Origin of the sequence: Hominiventricola filiformis (assembly GCF_020686965.1) — a bacterium.
Taxonomy (GTDB): Bacteria; Bacillota; Clostridia; order Lachnospirales; family Lachnospiraceae; genus Hominiventricola; species Hominiventricola filiformis.
In genome coordinates this window covers 70,443-89,836 of sequence record NZ_JAJEPS010000006.1, presented here as the reverse complement: position 1 = coordinate 89,836, position 19,394 = coordinate 70,443, and the positions used below count along the sequence as shown (strand labels likewise).

General features: G+C 44.6%; 21 protein-coding genes. All 21 read left to right on the top strand.

The genetic code is table 11. The features are described from left to right. Position 1 precedes the first annotated feature (1 nt). The 21 genes from LKD36_RS07970 (at position 2) to LKD36_RS07870 (ending at position 19,374) form a co-directional block, all read left to right on the top strand. Entirely contained in the window at positions 2-1,228 is a 1,227-nt protein-coding gene (locus LKD36_RS07970) for a BaiN/RdsA family NAD(P)/FAD-dependent oxidoreductase (RefSeq protein WP_308459267.1), read from the top strand. A gap of 3 nt (positions 1,229-1,231) precedes the next feature. Continuing rightward, on the top strand, positions 1,232-2,848 hold the full coding sequence (locus tag LKD36_RS07965; RefSeq protein WP_308459266.1) for an NAD(P)/FAD-dependent oxidoreductase: 1,617 nt from the start codon (positions 1,232-1,234) through the stop codon (positions 2,846-2,848). Between the two features lie 29 nt (positions 2,849-2,877). Further along, positions 2,878-3,132 carry a DUF4321 domain-containing protein gene (locus tag LKD36_RS07960; RefSeq protein WP_118770000.1) on the top strand — a complete coding sequence of 85 codons (255 nt, stop codon included), beginning with the start codon at positions 2,878-2,880 and terminating at the stop codon, positions 3,130-3,132. 64 nt (positions 3,133-3,196) lie between these two features. Next, complete coding sequence (gene radC / locus LKD36_RS07955) at positions 3,197-3,886, top strand: RadC family protein (protein ID WP_308459265.1); 690 nt, start codon at positions 3,197-3,199, stop codon at positions 3,884-3,886. A 24-nt stretch (positions 3,887-3,910) separates the two neighbouring features. Next, a complete protein-coding gene (gene mreB, locus LKD36_RS07950) occupies positions 3,911-4,918 on the top strand; it encodes a rod shape-determining protein (RefSeq protein ID WP_118770002.1) in 1,008 nt (335 codons plus the stop codon). Between the two features lie 18 nt (positions 4,919-4,936). Continuing rightward, positions 4,937-5,812 carry a rod shape-determining protein MreC gene (gene mreC, locus LKD36_RS07945; RefSeq protein ID WP_118770003.1) on the top strand — a complete coding sequence of 292 codons (876 nt, stop codon included), beginning with the start codon at positions 4,937-4,939 and terminating at the stop codon, positions 5,810-5,812. Positions 5,813-5,828: 16 nt separating this feature from the next. Further along, entirely contained in the window at positions 5,829-6,350 is a 522-nt protein-coding gene (gene mreD, locus LKD36_RS07940) for a rod shape-determining protein MreD (RefSeq protein WP_308459264.1), read from the top strand. After that, the gene (locus LKD36_RS07935) at positions 6,343-9,237 is read left to right on the top strand and encodes a penicillin-binding transpeptidase domain-containing protein (RefSeq protein WP_308459263.1); all 2,895 of its coding nucleotides are present in this window, start codon (positions 6,343-6,345) and stop codon (positions 9,235-9,237) included. The genes mreD and LKD36_RS07935 overlap by 8 nt, the downstream gene beginning before the upstream one ends. Before the next feature lie 10 nt (positions 9,238-9,247). Then, a complete protein-coding gene (minC, locus tag LKD36_RS07930; protein ID WP_118770006.1) occupies positions 9,248-9,916 on the top strand; it encodes a septum site-determining protein MinC in 669 nt (222 codons plus the stop codon). 42 nt (positions 9,917-9,958) lie between these two features. Further along, the gene (gene minD / locus LKD36_RS07925) at positions 9,959-10,744 is read left to right on the top strand and encodes a septum site-determining protein MinD (RefSeq protein ID WP_118770007.1); all 786 of its coding nucleotides are present in this window, start codon (positions 9,959-9,961) and stop codon (positions 10,742-10,744) included. Positions 10,745-10,756: 12 nt separating this feature from the next. Next, positions 10,757-11,029 carry a cell division topological specificity factor MinE gene (gene minE / locus LKD36_RS07920; protein ID WP_118770008.1) on the top strand — a complete coding sequence of 91 codons (273 nt, stop codon included), beginning with the start codon at positions 10,757-10,759 and terminating at the stop codon, positions 11,027-11,029. Between the two features lie 14 nt (positions 11,030-11,043). After that, positions 11,044-12,147: an FtsW/RodA/SpoVE family cell cycle protein gene (locus LKD36_RS07915; RefSeq protein WP_308459262.1), complete on the top strand. Its 1,104-nt coding sequence runs from the start codon at positions 11,044-11,046 to the stop codon at positions 12,145-12,147. Positions 12,148-12,165: 18 nt separating this feature from the next. Then, entirely contained in the window at positions 12,166-12,561 is a 396-nt protein-coding gene (locus LKD36_RS07910; protein WP_118770010.1) for a methylglyoxal synthase, read from the top strand. Further along, positions 12,545-13,534: a D-alanyl-D-alanine carboxypeptidase family protein gene (locus tag LKD36_RS07905; protein WP_308459261.1), complete on the top strand. Its 990-nt coding sequence runs from the start codon at positions 12,545-12,547 to the stop codon at positions 13,532-13,534. The genes LKD36_RS07910 and LKD36_RS07905 overlap by 17 nt, the downstream gene beginning before the upstream one ends. Before the next feature lie 69 nt (positions 13,535-13,603). After that, the gene (locus LKD36_RS07900) at positions 13,604-14,014 is read left to right on the top strand and encodes a twitching motility protein PilT (protein ID WP_118770012.1); all 411 of its coding nucleotides are present in this window, start codon (positions 13,604-13,606) and stop codon (positions 14,012-14,014) included. A gap of 88 nt (positions 14,015-14,102) precedes the next feature. Further along, positions 14,103-15,509, top strand: coding sequence for an HlyD family efflux transporter periplasmic adaptor subunit (locus tag LKD36_RS07895; protein ID WP_308459260.1), 1,407 nt, complete (start codon positions 14,103-14,105; stop codon positions 15,507-15,509). Between the two features lie 13 nt (positions 15,510-15,522). Beyond that, positions 15,523-16,215, top strand: coding sequence for a YggS family pyridoxal phosphate-dependent enzyme (locus LKD36_RS07890; RefSeq protein WP_118770014.1), 693 nt, complete (start codon positions 15,523-15,525; stop codon positions 16,213-16,215). An 18-nt stretch (positions 16,216-16,233) separates the two neighbouring features. After that, complete coding sequence (locus LKD36_RS07885) at positions 16,234-16,752, top strand: cell division protein SepF (RefSeq protein WP_308459259.1); 519 nt, start codon at positions 16,234-16,236, stop codon at positions 16,750-16,752. Positions 16,753-16,824: 72 nt separating this feature from the next. Then, positions 16,825-17,937 carry a 3-dehydroquinate synthase gene (gene aroB / locus LKD36_RS07880; protein ID WP_308459258.1) on the top strand — a complete coding sequence of 371 codons (1,113 nt, stop codon included), beginning with the start codon at positions 16,825-16,827 and terminating at the stop codon, positions 17,935-17,937. Beyond that, positions 17,921-18,454, top strand: a complete 534-nt coding sequence (lspA, locus tag LKD36_RS07875; protein ID WP_408610916.1) for a signal peptidase II — start codon at positions 17,921-17,923, stop codon at positions 18,452-18,454. The genes aroB and lspA overlap by 17 nt, the downstream gene beginning before the upstream one ends. Then, complete coding sequence (locus LKD36_RS07870) at positions 18,451-19,374, top strand: RluA family pseudouridine synthase (RefSeq protein WP_118770018.1); 924 nt, start codon at positions 18,451-18,453, stop codon at positions 19,372-19,374. The genes lspA and LKD36_RS07870 overlap by 4 nt, the downstream gene beginning before the upstream one ends. Positions 19,375-19,394 lie beyond the last annotated feature (20 nt).

Here is a 19,394-nt window from a genome sequence, read left to right as displayed (position 1 = left end):
GGTGAAGAAAGTATTGATTATCGGAGGTGGTGCTTCCGGCCTGATGGCAGCCATTGCGGCAGCGGAGCAGGGCGCGAAGGTGACGCTTCTGGAAAAGAATAAGCAGACCGGGAAAAAACTGCTGGTGACAGGAAATGGCCGATGTAATTTTACTAATAAAGATCAGAAACTGGAACATTACCGGAGTGAGGCACCGGAATTTGTCAGAGAAGCGTTGTCGCAATTTTCCATGGGCGATACGGTGCGTTTCTTTGAAAAACTTGGAATTCGGGTAAAAGACAGAAACGGGTATCTTTATCCGGCCAGTGGACAGGCTGCTTCTATTGCGGAAGTGCTGCGGCTGGAAGCACTGCGGCAGGGTGTGAAGCTGGCTTGCAATACAGAGGTGCTGGAAGTTCATAAGAAGGATGGACAGTTTCAGGTAGTGACAGAAGGATGGACCTATGAGGGAGATGCATTGATTCTTGCCTGTGGTTCCAAAGCAGCACCGGAGACGGGAACCGTGGGAGACGGCTACCGTTTTGCGGAAAGTTTCGGCCACTCTGTCGTAACACCGCTTCCTGCTTTGACAGGACTCTGCGCGTCAGAGAAAGACTGTGGAAAACTGACCGGGGTACGCACCGATGCAAAAGCTACGTTGATCACAGAACCGGGACATGCTGTATATGAGGAGGAGGGAGAGATTCAGTTTGCTGCCTATGGGCTGTCCGGAATCCCTGTATTTCAGCTGAGCCGATATGCAGCACGTGCACTGGAACATGGCGGCAGCTGTCAGGTGACATTGGATCTTTGCCCGGAGCATACGGCAGAGGAACTGGAAGAAATCTTAAAAGACAAGGCAGAATTTATCGGAGAACGGTCGGGCACGGATGTGCTGCTTGGCATGTTCCCGGAAAAATTATCAGATGTGATTTTGAAACGGGCCGGTATTTCCATGAAGAAGAAAAGCCGGGAGTGGAAAGAAGCGGACTGGAACCATTTGATTGGTCAGATCAAAAAATTTACCTTCCATATTACCAGATGCCGCAGTTATGAGCAGGCGCAGGTGTGTACAGGCGGAGTGCCGCTTGCAGAGTTGAAGAACTGTTCCATGGAATCGGCAAAAGTACCGGGACTTTACCTGTGTGGCGAACTTCTGGACGTGGATGGAGCCTGCGGCGGTTACAATCTTCAGTGGGCGTGGACCAGCGGTTATCTTGCAGGAAATGCTGCAGGAAGTGAGGAGTAGCAGATGCTTAGAATTCAACAGCTGAAGCTTCCGGTGATACATACGCCGGAGGATTTAAAAGCGAAAATGATAAAGATATTGCGGATTCGGCCGGAAGACCTGATTCGTTATGAGATCATACGGAAATCTCTGGATGCCAGGGGCGGTGAGTTAAAGTACGTCTATCTGGTGGATGTGGAAGTGAAAAGAGAGCCATCTGTGCTCAAACACTGTCCGAAGCAGGTGAGCAAAGCGGTAAGAACCTGGTATCAGTTTCCTGCTCACGGAGAGAATCCGCTTAACCGACGTCCGGTGATTATCGGAGCTGGACCGGCGGGATTGTTCTGCGGACTGATGCTGGCAAGAAATGGCTATGCTCCCATTATTCTGGAACGGGGCGAACGGGCGGAAGATCGTGCCAGAACGGTGGAGACTTTCTGGCTTACCGGGAAATTGAATCCTACATCTAATGTACAGTTTGGAGAAGGCGGTGCCGGAACTTTTTCTGATGGAAAGCTCAATACGATGGTTAAAGATCCGGTTGGAAGAAACCGGAAGGTACTGGAACTTTTTGTGGAAGCAGGCGCACCGGAAGAAATTTTATATGAAAATAAACCCCATCTGGGAACAGATCAGCTTATTGGGATTGTAACCCGGATGCGAAAAGAGATAGAAGATTTAGGAGGAGAAGTGAGGTTTGGCTGCCGGGTCACCGATCTTCTGACGACAGATCGCGGAAAGATCCGGGGCGTGTCTTATGAGCAGCGCCAGACAGCCGATAGGGTGGAAGAACAGGAATTGCGGACTGACGTGGTGGTGCTTGCCATTGGCCACAGTGCAAGAGATACGTTCTCCATGCTAAAGGAAAAAGGCATACCTATGCAGGCAAAATCTTTTGCGGTGGGAGTCCGCATGGAACATCCTCAGCATATGATCAATGAAAGTCAATATGGAAAAGACTATCCGGCAATATTGCCTGCAGCTGCTTACAAAGTGACGCGGCAGACCGGAGGGGGAAGAGGTGTCTATTCTTTCTGTATGTGTCCGGGGGGATGGGTGGTCAACGCTTCTTCCGAAGAAGGACACCTGGCAGTAAATGGTATGAGCTATCAGGCGAGAGACAGCCGGAATGCCAACAGTGCCATGATTGTTACGGTGACACCGGATGATTTTCCGGGGACAGATGTGCTGGCTGGTGTGGAATTTCAGCGAAAGCTGGAAAAGGCAGCTTATGGATTATGTGACGGTAAGGTGCCGGTTCAGTTATTTGGAGATTTTTGCAGGAATGTGCCAAGTACCATGCTTGGGGAGGTAGAACCCTGCATCAAGGGACAATATGAACTGTCCAATGTACGGACGATTTTTCCGCAGGAGTTATCATCGGCACTGGAAGAAGGAATCAAAGGATGCGAAGCTCTGATCCATGGATTTTCCAGATCAGATGCGGTGTTATCCGGTGTGGAGAGCCGGACTTCTTCTCCGGTTCGCATTATAAGAAATACAGAGTTTGAAAGCGAATTATCAGGACTTTATCCATGCGGAGAAGGTGCCGGTTATGCAGGAGGTATCACCTCCGCAGCTATGGATGGACTAAAGATTGCAGAAGCAATTGCAAAAAAATATGTGCCGTGTTATGATTAACTGAATCGGTATTTGGAGGTAGTATACATATGAGAGGTGCGAAAAATGGCTGGACACTGCTTTTGCTTGTACTGGCAGGAGTGGTACTGGGAGGCTTTATTGGAAGTCTGGCAGCCAATGTTTCCGGTCTTAGCTGGCTGAATTACGGACAAGCCTTCGGACTTGAAAACCCGCTGGTACTGTCACTTGGACTGGTTGTGCTGACCTTTGGACTGACCATTAAGATTACCATTGCCAGCATCATTGGAATAGTTCTGGCAATTCTGATTTACCGCTGGATATAAGGACATACTAACAAGGTAACCTTCGGGGTGTCTGGAGAGAGACAAACTTAACGGAGGTATTACCATGAATGAAAATTTCAGCAGTCTGCCGCAGGAAGACAGACCTTATGAACGGTGCATCCGTCATGGAGTGCAGTCATTGTCAAACAGGGATCTTCTGGCGGTGATTTTAAGAACCGGTGCAAAAGGAAGAAATGTGCTGGAACTGGCCGGAGATCTCTTAAAGCTGGTTCCGGAGAGAGAAGGCTTTACGGGAATTCGAAGACTGAGTCTTGATGAACTTTCCAAAGTAAAAGGCATCGGAAAAGTGAAGGCCGTTCAGCTGAAATGCCTTCTGGAAATTGCCAGAAGAATGGCTAGAGAAGAAGCCGGAGAAGGCACTCATTTTACATCGCCATCAGCGGTGGCAAATTATTATATGGAAGATCTGCGGCATGAGGAACAGGAAGTCCTGTTGCTTCTCATGCTCAATCAACGAGGCAGACTGATCAAAGAGCGATATATGTTCAAAGGGACAGTGAATGCATCGGTGATTTCACCGCGGGAAATTTTTGTGGAGGCGTTGGCTTCAAGGGCAGTGCAGATTATACTGCTTCACAATCATCCAAGCGGCGATGCCAGTCCCAGCCCGGAAGATCTGAATGTAACCAGACGCATAAAAGAAGCAGGACAGCTTCTTGGGATTGCTCTGACAGACCATATTATTATCGGAGAACATGCTTATGTGAGTCTCCGGGAGGAACACTACCTATAACTTAGAAGAAAGAAGGAATATACCATGAATAATCATTGTTTTGGCTGCGATTTTGGTTCTTACCATCTGAAAATTTATCATAAAGAACAGGACAGCTGTCTGATGCAGCACAATATGGTGGCAGTACAGGACAAAAAAGAGATGCTCGCATACGGAGATGAGGCATATGCCATGTATGAAAAGGCTCCGGCCAATATTCAGGTGTCCAGCCCAATGTCCTATGGAAATCTTGCAAGTATCAGCAATATGCAGACGTTCCTGAAACGTTTTCTGGAGAGTTCCACAAAAGGACAGTTGAAGGGAGCAGAGTATTTCGTTGCACTCCCGACGGATATGCAGGAGCGTATTTTTACAACCCTGATTCAGGATTCCAGTATGAAGCCGAAGACTGTTTATCTGGTAGACAAACCGGTAGCAGCAGGTCTTGGACTTGGAATCAATGTAAAAGAAGCACAGGGTGTGTTAATCGTGGATATCGGTGCAGAAACAACGGAGATTTCCGTCCTTTCCCTGGGTGGAATCGTTATCAGTCGCCTGATCCAGACAGGAGGACGCTCCATTGATGATGCAATTCAAAGTGCAATCCGTAAAGAACATAACTTCTTCATTGGAAGCAAGACAGCAGAATCTATCAAGAAAGAACTGGCCTATGCCATCAATCCGGAAGAGGCGACGATGAAGATTTGTGGGCGCAACATGGTAGTGGGACTTCCGCAGATGCTGGAAATTTCCGCGTCCTTTGTATATGATGCAATCAAAGAGCAGCTGGGCGTGATCGTTGATGCTGTTAAAACCATTCTGGAGAGAACACCACCGGAGCTGGGCGTGGATATTATCCAGAACGGTATCTATTTGACCGGCGGTTCTGCAAGAATCCGTAAGATGGATGAGCTCCTTCAGGAAAAATCCGGTATCCGTGTGACCGTTGATCCAGAACCGGAACTGAGCGTGGTTAAAGGACTGTCCCGCGTAATCAATGAGCGTGATTTCCGTTCCCTCGCTTTTGTAACCAAGGAGCAGAAATATGAATAAAGACTGGAGCCGGAGACGATGAGAAGAAAAAACCGTACGACGATTCCAAGTAAATATATTTTGTTTGCAGTCACGGTTCTATGTATCGGAACCATGTCTCTATCCTTCCTGACTAACTTTGACGGAGGCCCGCTGAATGTGGTCTCCGGATATGTGCTGATTCCTGTTCAGAAGGGAATGAATGCGGTTGGCGGATGGGCCAGAGATAAGGCTGATAATCTGGAGGACCTGAAAAAAGTTCGCAGTGAAAATCAGGCACTGCAGGAACAGGTGGCTGAGCTGACTCTTGAAAATAATGCACTGTTGCAGGAACGTTATGAGCTGGAGGAGCTGAAAAATCTCTACCAGCTGGATAAGGATTATTCCAGCCTGAACAAGATTGCAGCCAATGTTATCGGGAAGGATTCCGGAAACTGGTTTCATATGTTTATCATAGACAAAGGAACGGATGATGGAATTCAGGTAGACATGAATGTAATCGCAGGCGGAGGTTTGGTTGGTATTGTGACAAAAGTCGGACCTGACTGGGCACAGGTACGTTCCATCATTGATGATATGAGTAATGTCAGTGCCATGATTCTGAAAAACTCAGATCTCTGTTACGTGAGAGGAGATCTGCAGATGATTACCGAGGGAACGTTGCAGCTTAATCAGCTTCGCGATGAAGATGACGAAGTAGTACAGGGTGACAAAGTTGTCACTTCCTATGCCAGTGCAAAGTATCATGAAGGTATCCTGATTGGATATGTCAATGAACTTTCCACTGATGCAAACAACCTGACTAAATCAGGAAGTCTGACTCCGGCAGTGGATTTTGAGCACCTGAGCACAGTACTGGTCATTACGGATTTAAAACAGCAGGTAAATACAGATGACCTGAATTCCGCAGAATAGCAGGGAGGAAACTGACATGAAACGTAAGATCGTAATTGTACTCATGATTCTGGTATGCTTTCTCCTTCAGAGCACGGTATTTCAGAGCCTTTCTATTGCTTCTATCAGTCCGAATCTTCTGATTATCCTCACCTCTGCCTATGGATTTATGAAGGGCAAGAAGGAGGGAATGGCAGTCGGATTTTTCTGCGGACTGTTGGAAGACATCTTTTTCGGGCGGCTTCTGGGAATGCACGCCCTCTTGTATTCCTATATTGGCTATGCCAATGGATATTTCAATCAGATATTTTACGGAGAAGATATCAAACTGCCTCTTGCGCTGATCTCAGCCAGTGAACTGGTCTACGGACTGGGAACGTACGGTATTATGTTCCTTATGCGCAGCCGGTTTGATTTTTTCTATTATTTCAGAAGAATTATCCTTCCGGAACTTCTATACACCATCCTTGTAACTTTATTTTTGTACAGGGCCATTTATATGATTGATCAGAAACTGGAACCAAAACGAGACCTTAAGGAGCGGATTGACATTGTTTGACGACTGGAAAGAAGCGTTTTTAAGTTTTATTACTTCCCGTATATTTGTACTGATGGTTCTGTTCTGCGGATTTTTCGGCATTCTGATGAGCCGTGTTTTTGTGCTGCAGATTATTGACGGAAAGCAGTATGCGGAAAGTTTTACCATGAAGATACGGAAAGAAGTGAGCATTGCCAGTACCAGAGGCCGGATTTTTGACAGAAACGGAGAGGTACTTGCGGACAATGTGCTTTCTTATTCCGTGACCATTGAAGATAACGGAACCTATCAGACAACCCGTGAGAAGCAGGCTACTCTGAATCGGACGATTTTGAAAGTGATTGATATTATGGAATCTCATGGAGATTCCTCCATCAATGATTTTGGAATTATTTATCAGAACGGACATTATGCATATACCCAGGAGGGAACGTCCCTTCTTCGTTTTAAAGCAGATGTTTACGGATACAAAACAATTGCCGAGCTGGAAGATAAACCGGAAGAGTATGTATCTACCGCAGATCAGATGATGGAATATCTCTGCGGCAATAAAAAATATTTTATTTCACCGGATGCTTATTCAGAAGATCAGATTAAACAGTATCATGTCCCGACAGATCTGACGCCGGAGCAGATTCTGAAACTGGTCACGGTCCGGTACCAGATGAGCACCAACAGTTACAAACGTTATGTGGCCACCACGATTGCTTCTGATGTCAGTGATGAGACGGTTGCTGAGATACTGGAAAATCAGAGTGAACTGCAGGGCGTGGATATTGCTCAGAACAGTCTGCGTGTCTATCCGGATGCCGAATATTTTGCCAATATTATCGGTTATATCGGCAAACCGGATCAGGATGAGCTGGAGTCTCTGCAGGAAGAGAATGAAGACTATGAGGCCAACGATATCGTGGGAAAAGCAGGTATCGAACAGTATATGGAGACAAGTCTTCAAGGAAAAAAGGGTCAGCGTACAATCTACGTGGACAGTGTCGGAAACGTATTGGAAACGGAGAGTGAGACGGCGCCGGAATCCGGAGAGGACCTGTATCTGACCATTGACAAAAATCTTCAAAAGGCAGCTTATGATGTTCTGGAACAACGGGTGGCTGGTATTCTTGTGTCCAAGATTCGGAATATGAAAACATATGATAAATCCGCAGGACATTCTGCTGCGGATATTCTGATTCCGATATATGATGTTTATTATGCGCTGATTGACAATCATATTATAGACACTACACATTTTTCGGCGGACGATGCAACCGATCTTGAAAAATCCATTCAGACCCGTCTCGAAAGCAGACGTGCTTCTACCATAGACCGGATCCGGGCAGAGCTTACGTCGGATCAGCCGGCAGCTTACACTGATCTTTCCATTGATATGAAAAATTATATGAGCTATATCGTATCGGATATTCTGATGGGAAGCCATCAGGTGCTGATGAAGAGTGCGGTCAATACGGAAGATCCTACCTATATTGCATGGGCACAGGATGAAACCATCAGTTTGAAGGAGTATCTGGAATATGCCATTTCCATGAACTGGGTGGATGTTTCAGGACTGGATGTAAAAGCATCTTATTTAAGCTCCGAGGAAATTTATCAGGTAGTTGTTGATTATATTTCGACAGAGCTGGAAAATGATGTCGATTTTCAGACTATGCTGTATAAATATATGCTTCTCGACGATATTGTGACGGGAAAAGAGATTTGTTTACTCTTGTATGAACAGGGAGTTCTGGAGTATGATGAGGAGACGGTTGGAAGACTTCAGAATGGTTCTTACTCTGCCTATAATTTCATGCTCGATGAAATCGGAAAACTGGAAATTACACCCGCTCAGCTTGCGCTGGAACCGTGCAGTGCCGGATGCGTGATTACAGATCCGAATACTGGTGAAGTGCTGGCCTGTGTGTCTTATCCGGGATATGACAATAACCGGCTGACCAACACCATGGATTCTGCTTATTTTGCATCTCTGAATCTGGATCATTCCAGTCCGCTGTACAGCAAGGCAACACAGCAGCAGACGGCTCCCGGATCTACATTTAAACCGGTAACCGCGGTGGCTGGACTGGAAGAGGGGGTTATCTCGCCATCTGAGATTATTCATGCGACAGGTGTCTTCACAGATGCCTATGGTTCTCCGACCTGCTGGATTTATAACCAGTATCATGGAAGTCATGGAAATATTAATATGGTAGATGCAATCCGTGTTTCCTGTAACTATTATTTTTATGAAGTAGGATTCCGGTTGGGCGGCGGAAGATCAACCGGTTACTCTTCCGAAAAAGCACTGTCTCTTCTTGCCAAATATGCAACAGAGTTTGGATTGAATGCAAAATCTGGAATCGAACTTTCAGAGAGTGACCCGCAGCTGTCCTCACAGGACGGAATTCGTTCTGCGATCGGACAGGGTAACGCGTTATTTACCGTTTCTCAGCTTGCAAGATATGTTGGTACTATTGCAAACAGAGGAACTGTTTACAACCTGACGTTGTTGGATAAATTGACAGATTCTGAAGGAAACACTATTGAAGATTATCCTTCGTCAGTATATAATAAAATGGAAATTGCAGATGTTGACTGGAATACTATCCAGGAAGGCTTGCATCAGGTAGCCCTGAATACCAAGGCTTTCGACGGACTGGATTTGACCATTGCAGGAAAGACCGGTACGGCACAGCAGTCAAAGAGTCATCCCAACCATGCACTTTTCATGGGTTATGCACCATATGAAAATCCGCAGATTGCTCTTGCTATTCGAATTGCCAACGGTTATACTTCCGCAAATGCAGCAGCTATGGCATCTGATATCTTCAAGTATTATTTTAATCTGGAAGGTAAAGAGGATCTGTTTAATGGCGGTGCTTCGCAGGCAACATCAGAAGTAATTAATGACTAGGGAGAAAGTAATGAATCAGCAGACAGTTGTGATCAAAAGCAATAAATATGGTATTACGCTGTTTCTGGATAAGGATACGGAGTTTTCTGAACTGTTGAAAGATATTGGAGAGAAATTCAAAGCATCTTCCAAATTTTTCAAAGATGCCCAGATGGCGATTGCCTTTGAGGGACGTATTTTAAGCCAGGAAGAACAGATGGATGTAATCCGTGTGATTCAGGAGTCTTCAGGCCTGGAGATTCTCTGTATACTGGAGCAGGATGCATTAAAAGAAGCATATATGAAACGTGTTCTGGAGGAACGGCAGCAACAGCAGGCTTCCAGTGATGGCAGATTTTATAAAGGGACGCTTCGATCCGGACAGGTTCTGGAATCAGAGACAAGCATCATTATTCTTGGTGATGTGAATCCGGGAGCTACCGTTGTTTCCAAGGGGAATGTTGTAGTTCTGGGAGCACTGAAGGGAACGATTCATGCCGGGGCTACCGGTAATGAAGCTTCTTTTGTAGCAGCATTGAATATGAATCCTATGCAGATTCGGATTGCAGACTGTATTGCACGTTCTGCAGACGGACCGTCTATGAAAAATGTGACAGGTCCCATGATCGCCTACACGGAAAATGGCAATATCTATATGGAGCCGCTTACCAAGGAGGTTATTAACGACATCCGGATCTGATACCAGGCCGGGTTATAGATATAAAATATTGGAGGATGCAAAATGAGTGAAGTAATTGTTATTACATCGGGAAAAGGCGGCGTTGGAAAAACAACAACGACAGCCAATGTAGGTACCGGACTGGCAAAATTGAATCAGAAAGTAGTCATGATTGATACGGATATCGGACTTCGTAACCTTGATGTTGTTATGGGACTGGAGAACCGGATCGTCTACAATCTGGTTGATGTAGTAGAAGGAAACTGCAGAATCAAACAGGCGCTGATCAAAGACAAGCGTTATCCGAATCTTTACCTTCTTCCTTCCGCACAGACCCGCGATAAAACCGCAGTCAGCCCGGAGCAGATGGTAAAGCTGATTGATGAATTGAGAGAAGAATTTGATTACATACTTCTGGACTGCCCAGCCGGTATTGAGCAGGGATTCAAGAACGCTATTGCAGCAGCAGACCGCGCACTGATTGTTACTACACCAGAAGTATCTGCGATTCGTGATGCAGATCGAATCATCGGCCTTCTGGAAGCAAATGAAATCCGTAAGATTGATCTGATCGTCAACAGAATCCGTATGGATATGGTAGAAAGCGGAAACATGATGTCCATGGATGACGTTGTGGAGATTCTTGCTATTGACATGATCGGTGCAGTTCCGGATGATGAGAATATCGTCATTGCAACCAATCAGGGTGAGCCATGTGTTGGTGATTCCTCTCTGGCAGGACAGGCTTACATGAACATCTGTAAGCGTATTATGGGTGAAGAAGTACCATTTCTGGATCTGAAAGTCCGGACAGGTATTTTTGAGAAACTGAAGAAATTATTCAAATAGGGGGGGATAATCATGGGATTCATGGATTTCTTTCGAAAGAAAAATTCAGGGGAAGTAGCAAAAGACCGTTTAAAACTTCTGCTTATTTCCGACCGCGCAAACTGTTCTCCGGAAATCATGGAAGCAATCAAAAATGATATTATCAAGGTGATCACCAAATACATGGATATTGACAGTGAGGGTCTGGATATCCAGATCACCCAGACCGAGTCGGAAGGCGGAAACGGATCCGTTCCTGTTCTCTGTGCAAACATTCCGGTTCGGGATATGAAAAAAAGAAGTTAGAAATCAGGTGAAATATGTTCAGACAATATAAACTGAGGGATTTCAGACTGCGGTTGGTAATGCTTGTATATGCGATTTCCATTCTCAGTGTATTTGTTGTCGGCAGTGCAGCGGAGGAGTATCAGAACCAGCAGATTATGGGGATTGTCATTGGTTCGGCTGCTATGCTTGTACTGACCTTTATGGATTATCGTATCTTACTGAATTTTGCCTGGGTTATTTATACCGGTAATCTGGTGCTGCTCCTGCTTGTCGATCTGATCGGACAGGAATCAAACGGTGCGAAACGATGGTTGAAACTTGGATTTTTAAGATTCCAGCCATCCGAGCTTACCAAGCTGGCTCTGATTGTATTTTTTGCTTATTTCTTTACGAAATACAGGGAAAAGCTGAACAGTTTTCGGGTCATTCTGGCATCACTTATATTGCTTGGAATTCCGCTTGCACTGATATTATCACAGCCGCATCTGTCGGCAACTATCACGATTATGTTCATTTTCTGTGTGTTGATTTTTGCCGCAGGTCTGAGCTATAAAATTATCGGAAGTATTTTCGCAGTTATGATTCCTTCTGCAATCATATTTATCAATCTGATCATGCAGGAGGGACAGGAAATCTTAAATCCTTATCAGCTGAAACGAATCATGGCATGGCTGGATCCGGCAAAATACGCGGATAACGCCTATCAACAGCAGAATTCTATTATTGCCATCGGGTCAGGACAACTCTATGGAAAAGGATTATATAACACAGATATTTCTTCTGTAAAAAACGGCAATTTCATTGTGGAACCGCAGACAGACTTTATTTTTGCGGTAACCGGAGAGGAACTTGGGTTTATTGGCTGTGCGGCGGTCATTATTCTTCTGGCTCTGATTGTACTGGAGTGCCTGTGGATTGGAAGCAAAGCAAGAGACTATGAAGGCATGTTGATATGCTGCGGTTTTGGGGGATTAATCGCATTTCAGACTTTTGCAAATGTCTGTGTGGCTACGGGGCTGATGCCAAATACGGGTGTTCCGCTTCCGTTTGTCAGTTATGGACTGACATCCTTGGTTATGCTTTATATGGGGATAGGAATTGTATTAAATATCGGGCTTCAGCCCAAAAAATATTAACAGGGGGTATCTGATACCATGAACATTGGATTAATTGCACATGATGCAAAGAAAGTTCTGATGCAGAATTTCTGTATCGCATACAGAGGAATTCTCTGTAAAAATGAATTATATGCAACCGGGACAACCGGTCGCCTGATTGAGGAAGTTGCCAACCTGTCAGTTCATAAATTTCTGGCAGGCCATCTTGGCGGCGAACAGCAGCTGGGTGCCCAAATCGAGCATAACCAGATTGACCTGGTCATTTTCCTTCGTGATCCGATTCAGCCGAAGAAGCATGAGCCGGACGTAAACAATGTCGTATATCTCTGTGATGTACACAATATTCCCATTGCCACAAATCTGGCAACGGCAGAACTTTTGATTAAATCACTGGACAGAGGAGATCTGGAGTGGCGTGAAATGTATAAATAGAAGATGCAGCACAGCGGCAGCGATGCTGGCATGCATTCTCTGTACATCTCTGGTGACCGGCTGTGGAAAGACGGAAGTACTTTCTGACTCTTTCACAGCCGATTCGCTTGAATACGGAATTACGGCAGGCGATACGGATACGGATATTTCTTATTTTGCGAAAGACCTGTGTGTGACAGATGGAGATGTGGAAGCAGTGTCTGCAGATACGTCAGAGTCCTATGCGGCTCTTTTCTTTAATGTGGATACCAGAGAGGTACTCTACGCGAAAAATATCTATGACCGGTTATACCCGGCCAGTACAACAAAACTTATGACAGCTCTCCTTGCTTTGGAACACGGAAATCTTGATTCGCAGGTGACTGTCAGTCAGGAAGCCATCACATTCCATGAGAATGGTGTATCAACAGCGAAACTGAAAGCTGGAGATTCTCTGACAGTTCGGCAGCTTTTGTATGCCCTTCTTTTGCCATCTGCAAATGATGCGGCCAATGTAATTGCGGAAGCAGTCGGTGGAAGCGTGGATCAGTTTGCTGCCATGATGAATGAAAAAGCACAGGCGCTTGGCGCAACTGGAAGCCATTTTGTGAATGCCAATGGTCTTCAGGATGAAAATCATTATACGACAGCCTATGATCTCTATCTAATCTTTCAGGCGGCTATGAAGTATGATGATTTTATGGAAATCTTACAGACACCAGAGTATGAGGCTTCTTATCAGGCAGCTGATGGAACTGCCGTATCCGCTGTCTGGAAAAGCACCAATCAGTTTACCGCCGGAAATACAGCGGTACCGGAAGGAGTATCTGCAGTAGGTGGAAAAACTGGTACTACAACAGCAGCCCGATCCTGTCTCGTACAGCTTTTTACAGATGCTCAGGGACAGCGTTATGTGGCAATTATCCTTGGATGTAAAGAACGTGCAATTCTCTATGAAGAAATGCTTAGTTTTTTATCTAATTTGAACAATTAATCCTTGTATTTCGCCCTCTTGAATGGTATAATCTTACTAACAAGATAGTAACCTAAGGAGGGCACCGATATGGTACAATTAATTGTAGGAGTAAAGGGCGCAGGAAAGACCAAGAAAATGCTGGATCATGTACATGATTCCATTAAAAACGTGGATGGCAACATCGTATATCTTGACAAATCCTCTCAGAACATGCATGAACTGGACAACAAAGTCCGTCTTATCAATGTATCGGAATATCCGATTCAGAATACAGATCAGTTCCTCGGATTTGTATGCGGAATCTGCTCTCAGGATTATGATCTTCAGGAAATATATCTCGACGGTTTCCTGAAAATTTCCGGACTGGAAGGAAAAGATATTTCTGATGCACTGAAACAGCTCAATAAGATCAGCGAGCAGTTTAAAGTTAATATGATTTTAAGTGTATCGATGAACGAAGAAGATTTACCAGAATTTGCCAGATCTCAGGTGATTTAGGTCTGAAATAGATGGAACTACCAAAAGCGGGTGCCCCGAAAGAGGACATCCGCTTTTTATCATATAAGAAACAGGAGGAAGTTTATTCATGTCGGGAAGACATAAAAAAATCGTCAGAGTAAACAGCAGAAGACCCATCAACATCGATCAGGTATTCTTCGGCGCGGTAGCTGTCTACCTTTGTATTGTATGCTATATGGGACTTACAACAACCCATGTTTCAGGATATGAAGTAAATACCGGAACACTGTCAGTCAATCATTCCTATACCGGTTTTGCTATCCGGCAGGAAACGGTCTACCAGACAGAGATTCCCGGATACGTCAGCTATTATGCCAGTGCGGGAGACCGTGTATCAGGATCGTCGCTGATTTATACGGTAGATGAAAAAGGTGAAGTGAATCAATTGATTCAGGAGAATGCGGAAAGCGTGGATCTGACTGATGATAATTTTTCCATGATCCGAAATGACATCAGCAGTTATATGAATAATTACAGTAACCTTCAGTTTCAGGATGCCTATAGTTTTAAATCTTCCATGGAAAGTTCTGTGCTGGAGCTTCTGAATCAGAATATGCTGGACAGCATGGAAGCAGCAGGGGATGATTCCATGTTTACCAAAGTCTATTCCGGAGGAATCGGTATTCTGGAATACTATACGGATGGTTATGAAGATGTATCGATAGATTCTCTGACGGAAGATATGATTAATAAAGTTTCCTATGAGAAGACAGATCTGAAAAAAGAACTGGTGCAGTCCGGCGAAAATATCTATAAGCTTGCCCAGTCTGAAAAATGGAGTCTGATTGTCCCGCTGACAGAAGAAGAAGCAAGCCGTTATCAGGCAGACGGAACCAGTTACATGCAGGTGGAATTTCTGCGTGACCATACAACGGCATGGGCTTCTTTCTCCGTCATTCAGGTAGGTGCGACTTCCTGCGCCAGATTGGACTTTAATAATTCCATGGTTCGGTTTGCGGATCTTCGATATATTGATGTCAAATTCCTTGTAGATGACAAACAGGGATTAAAAATACCGAATACTTCCATTGTGGAAAAGGAATTCTATCTGATTCCGAAGGATTATGCGATTGTCAACGAAGAGAATAACAGCAAGAGCTTTCTGAAGGAAGTATACAGTGATGACGGAACGGCAGGTGCTGACAGTCTGAATATGACAATCTATTACGAAGATGATGACTACTATTATCTGGATCCCATGGAGACAGATTATACGACTGGTGAGCTGAAGCTGACGGCGGGGACCTATCTGTTGAAAGAAGACAGCTCTGATAAATTTGCAGTGGGACAAAAAGGGTCTTTACAGGGCGTTTATAATATTAATAAAGGGTACACACAGTTCCGCCAGATCAGCATTCTTGCACAAAACGAAGAATACACCTTGGTGGAAGAAGGAACCAGCTACGGTCTGACAGTCTATGACCGCATTGTGCTGAATGGTTCTACGGTAAGTGAGGATCAAATCATACAATAAGGAGTGAATAAAAATGGTAGCAGAAAATTACAGAATGGTAGATAAAAAGGTACAGGAAGCATGTGCACGTGCCGGAAGAGACAGAAATGAAGTGACACTGATTGCTGTCAGTAAAACCAAACCGGTAGCGATGATACAGGAAGCCATGGCTGCAGGTGCGAATGTATTCGGTGAAAACAAGGTACAGGAGCTGTGCGATAAATATGAACTGCTTCCCAAAGATCTTCACTGGCATCTGATAGGGCATCTTCAGAGAAATAAAGTAAAATATATTATCGGCAAAGTGGATCTGATCCATTCTGTAGATTCTCTTCGTCTGGCTGAGGAGATCAGTAAGGAAGCGGTAAAAAAAGAAACTGAGGAAAATATTCTGATTGAAGTCAATGTGGCAGAAGAGGAGAGCAAATTCGGAGTTTCTGTTGCCGACACGGAAGAACTTGTCCGTCAGATTGCTGTTCTCCCCGGAATTCACATTCAAGGTCTTATGACAATTGCACCATATGTAGAAAATCCAGAGCAAAATCGTCCTGTTTTTCGTGCATTAAAGAAATTAGCTGTTGACATCAAAATGAAAAACATTGATAATGTTCATATGGATGTCCTCTCTATGGGTATGACAGGAGACTATGAAGTTGCTGTTGAAGAGGGAGCTACAATGGTACGCGTAGGAACCGGTATCTTTGGTGAGAGAGACTACTCTATATAAAGGAGATTGAATTCGGATATGAGTATATTTGATAAGATTATGGACACCATGCATCTCGGAAATGAATACGAATATGATGATGACGACGATTTCGATGATGATTACGAAGAGGATCGTCCGAAAAAGGGCGGTATCTTCAAGAAAAAAGATAAAGACTATGATTATGACCTTACTGACGATGTGGTAGAAAACGACAAACCGGCAAAACAGAAACCTCAGGCAAGAATCACTCCGATGCGTTCCAGAAAGAATGGCAACGGTATGGAAGTCTGCGTATTTAAACCGACACAGTTTGATGAATCCAGAGAGATTACGGATACACTGCTTTCAAATTGTACGGTGGTACTGAACTTTGAAGGACTGGATGTGGAAGTCGCACAGAGAATCATCGATTTCACTTCCGGTTCCTGTTATGCCATCGGAGGAAATCTTCGTAAGGTTTCCAACTACATATTTATCGTAACTCCCAAGAATGTAGATCTGGCTGGAGATTTTCAGGAGATCATGGCCGGAGCATTTGATGTTCCGTCTATCTAGTTTAGAAAAAGAAATCAGGGCATCAGATGATTTTACCGTCCGATGCCTTTTTTGATGAGGAGAGACTTGATTATGGACCAAAAAGATAAGATTCTCGATGTAAAAAAAGATGGAAACTACAGCTATTCTATCTGGTTGGAGCCGGATTTTCAAAAACTTCCGGAAGCACTGGAGCAGCTGCATGTCTCTGGGCGGAAACTCTGCATTGTGTCAGATTCCAATGTAGATACACTATATGGAACACAGCTGAAGGATGTTCTGTCCGGCATCTGTGGGAAGGTGACTTCTTATGTATTTCCGGCAGGGGAAGAGCATAAAACACTGGATACGGTAAGAAATCTGTATGAACATCTGATTCTGGAAAAATTTGACCGAAAAGACATGCTGGTTGCTTTTGGCGGCGGTGTTGTCGGTGATCTGACCGGATTCACAGCAGCAACCTATCTGCGGGGAATTGATTTCATTCAGGTTCCAACAACCCTGTTATCTCAGGTAGATTCCAGCATCGGTGGAAAAACCGGTGTCGATTTTGATGCCTATAAAAATATGGTGGGTGCATTTCATATGCCGCGTCTGGTCTATATGAATCTGAATCTTTTAAGAAGTCTTCCGGACCGCCAGTTTGCTTCCGGAATGGGAGAGATCATCAAACACGGACTGATTCAGGATCCTGCCTATTACAGCTGGCTGACAGAGCATTATCAGGAAGTCATGGACAAACAGTATGAAGCTCTCCTCACCATGGTGGAGGGAAGCTGCCGTATTAAACGTCATGTAGTAGAGGAAGATCCCACGGAACAAGGGATTCGCGCATGGCTGAATTTCGGACATACGATCGGGCATGCAGTGGAAAAGTTGAAAAACTTCACATTGAGTCATGGAGAATGTGTTGCTATCGGATGTATGGCTGCAGCTTATCTTTCTGAAAAACGTGGAAAGCTCACGGAATCGGAACTTAAGGATATCCGAAAAGTGCTGAAATCTTATCAGCTTCCAGTCTGCACTGAGGGATTGGATGCAGAAAAGATCCTGTCAGCGACTAAACATGATAAAAAAATGGATGCCGGAAAGATCAAATTTGTTCTACTCTCCCGTATCGGCGAAGCATATGTGACCAAAGATGTTACCGATGATGAAATACTTGACGCAGTCCGTTATATTCTGGAGGATGGCAAAGATGAATAATTTTCTCAAAAAGCCGGCCGGAATTGCCGGGCTTACAGTTCTGCTTGTGATTTTCGACCAGTTTACCAAATATCTGGCAGTCCTCTTTTTAAAAGATCAGGATCCCTTTGTGATTTTGCCGGGTGTTTTTGAACTGCATTATCTGGAAAACCGCGGTGCAGCATTCGGTATGATGCAGGGACAGCAGACCTTTTTCCTGATCATAGGCATACTGGTCTTTGCAGGGGTTATTTATCTGTTCCGACATATGTCAGAGGAGCCGAAATTCTGGCCCATCCGTCTTATTGCCATTGCCATTTTGGCAGGAGCATGGGGCAATATGCTGGATCGCATCCGTCTCGCCTATGTGGTAGACTTTTTCTATTTCAAACTGATTGATTTTCCAATCTTTAATGTGGCAGATATTTACGTGAGCGTTGCAACGGTGGTTCTCATTCTACTGGTTTTGTTCTACTACAAAGATGAGGATCTGAATCATATTCTGAAAAACAGGAAAAAAAAGGAGTCAAAGTCATGAGCCTGATTCATCTTGATGCAGATGAAAACTGGATGGATGAACGGATTGATAAATTCTTAAGTGCTCAGCTTCCGGAACAGTCCCGGTCCTATCTTCAGAAAATCATCAAAGAGGGCAGTGTTCTTGTAAATGGCAGTCCTGTAAAAGCCAGTTATCGGATGGATGACCAGGATGAAGTGACCATTGACCTTCCGGAACTAAAAGAGCCTGAAATTGAAGCAGAAAATATTCCTCTGGATATTCTCTATGAAGACGATGATCTTCTGATGGTCAACAAACCAAAGGGAATGGTGGTGCATCCGTCTGCCGGACATACGACAGGAACACTGGTGAATGCGGTTATGTATCATTGTAAGGAAGATCTGTCCGGTATTAATGGTGTCATGCGGCCAGGTATCGTACATCGGATTGATAAGGATACCACCGGTGTGCTGGTTATCTGCAAGAATGACAAAGCTCATAATTTTGTGGCTGAACAATTGAAAGAGCACTCCATCACCCGGAAATATCGGGCCATTGTAAATGGTGTGATCAAAGAAGATGAGGGAACGGTAAATGCCCCCATTGGACGTCATCCGACAGAGCGAAAAAAAATGGCCATCAATGAAAAGAACGGAAAACATGCGGTGACTCATTACCGGGTACTGGAACGTTTTGCCAATCACACTTATATTGAATGCCAGCTGGAAACCGGACGGACACATCAGATTCGTGTACACATGGCGTCTCTGCATCATCCGCTTCTTGGAGATACGGTCTATGGTTCTCAGAAAAATCCTTATCATCTGGAAGGACAGACTCTGCATGCCATGGTACTCGGACTGATTCATCCGTCTACCGGCAGCTATCTGGAAGTGACAGCACCGCTCCCTGAGTATTTTCAGAAACTTCTGAAACGTTTTTCTGCTGGGCAGGAGTAATTTTGACATTCGCAATTTTA

What these genes read in the sequence shown, in the direction of transcription:
- minC (WP_118770006.1), top strand. Translation starts at nt 9,248, where the DNA reads ATGAATCAGCAGACAGTTGTGATCAAAAGCAATAAATATGGTATTACG.
- mreC (WP_118770003.1), top strand. Translation starts at nt 4,937, where the DNA reads ATGAGAAGAAAAAACCGTACGACGATTCCAAGTAAATATATTTTGTTT.
- mreB (WP_118770002.1), top strand. Translation starts at nt 3,911, where the DNA reads ATGAATAATCATTGTTTTGGCTGCGATTTTGGTTCTTACCATCTGAAA.
- aroB (WP_308459258.1), top strand. Translation starts at nt 16,825, where the DNA reads ATGGACCAAAAAGATAAGATTCTCGATGTAAAAAAAGATGGAAACTAC.
- LKD36_RS07965 (WP_308459266.1), top strand. Translation starts at nt 1,232, where the DNA reads ATGCTTAGAATTCAACAGCTGAAGCTTCCGGTGATACATACGCCGGAG.
- LKD36_RS07910 (WP_118770010.1), top strand. Translation starts at nt 12,166, where the DNA reads ATGAACATTGGATTAATTGCACATGATGCAAAGAAAGTTCTGATGCAG.
- lspA (WP_408610916.1), top strand. Translation starts at nt 17,921, where the DNA reads ATGGCAAAGATGAATAATTTTCTCAAAAAGCCGGCCGGAATTGCCGGG.
- mreD (WP_308459264.1), top strand. Translation starts at nt 5,829, where the DNA reads ATGAAACGTAAGATCGTAATTGTACTCATGATTCTGGTATGCTTTCTC.
- LKD36_RS07915 (WP_308459262.1), top strand. Translation starts at nt 11,044, where the DNA reads ATGTTCAGACAATATAAACTGAGGGATTTCAGACTGCGGTTGGTAATG.
- LKD36_RS07900 (WP_118770012.1), top strand. Translation starts at nt 13,604, where the DNA reads ATGGTACAATTAATTGTAGGAGTAAAGGGCGCAGGAAAGACCAAGAAA.
- minD (WP_118770007.1), top strand. Translation starts at nt 9,959, where the DNA reads ATGAGTGAAGTAATTGTTATTACATCGGGAAAAGGCGGCGTTGGAAAA.
- minE (WP_118770008.1), top strand. Translation starts at nt 10,757, where the DNA reads ATGGGATTCATGGATTTCTTTCGAAAGAAAAATTCAGGGGAAGTAGCA.
- LKD36_RS07960 (WP_118770000.1), top strand. Translation starts at nt 2,878, where the DNA reads ATGAGAGGTGCGAAAAATGGCTGGACACTGCTTTTGCTTGTACTGGCA.
- LKD36_RS07870 (WP_118770018.1), top strand. Translation starts at nt 18,451, where the DNA reads ATGAGCCTGATTCATCTTGATGCAGATGAAAACTGGATGGATGAACGG.
- LKD36_RS07885 (WP_308459259.1), top strand. Translation starts at nt 16,234, where the DNA reads ATGAGTATATTTGATAAGATTATGGACACCATGCATCTCGGAAATGAA.
- LKD36_RS07895 (WP_308459260.1), top strand. Translation starts at nt 14,103, where the DNA reads ATGTCGGGAAGACATAAAAAAATCGTCAGAGTAAACAGCAGAAGACCC.
- radC (WP_308459265.1), top strand. Translation starts at nt 3,197, where the DNA reads ATGAATGAAAATTTCAGCAGTCTGCCGCAGGAAGACAGACCTTATGAA.
- LKD36_RS07890 (WP_118770014.1), top strand. Translation starts at nt 15,523, where the DNA reads ATGGTAGCAGAAAATTACAGAATGGTAGATAAAAAGGTACAGGAAGCA.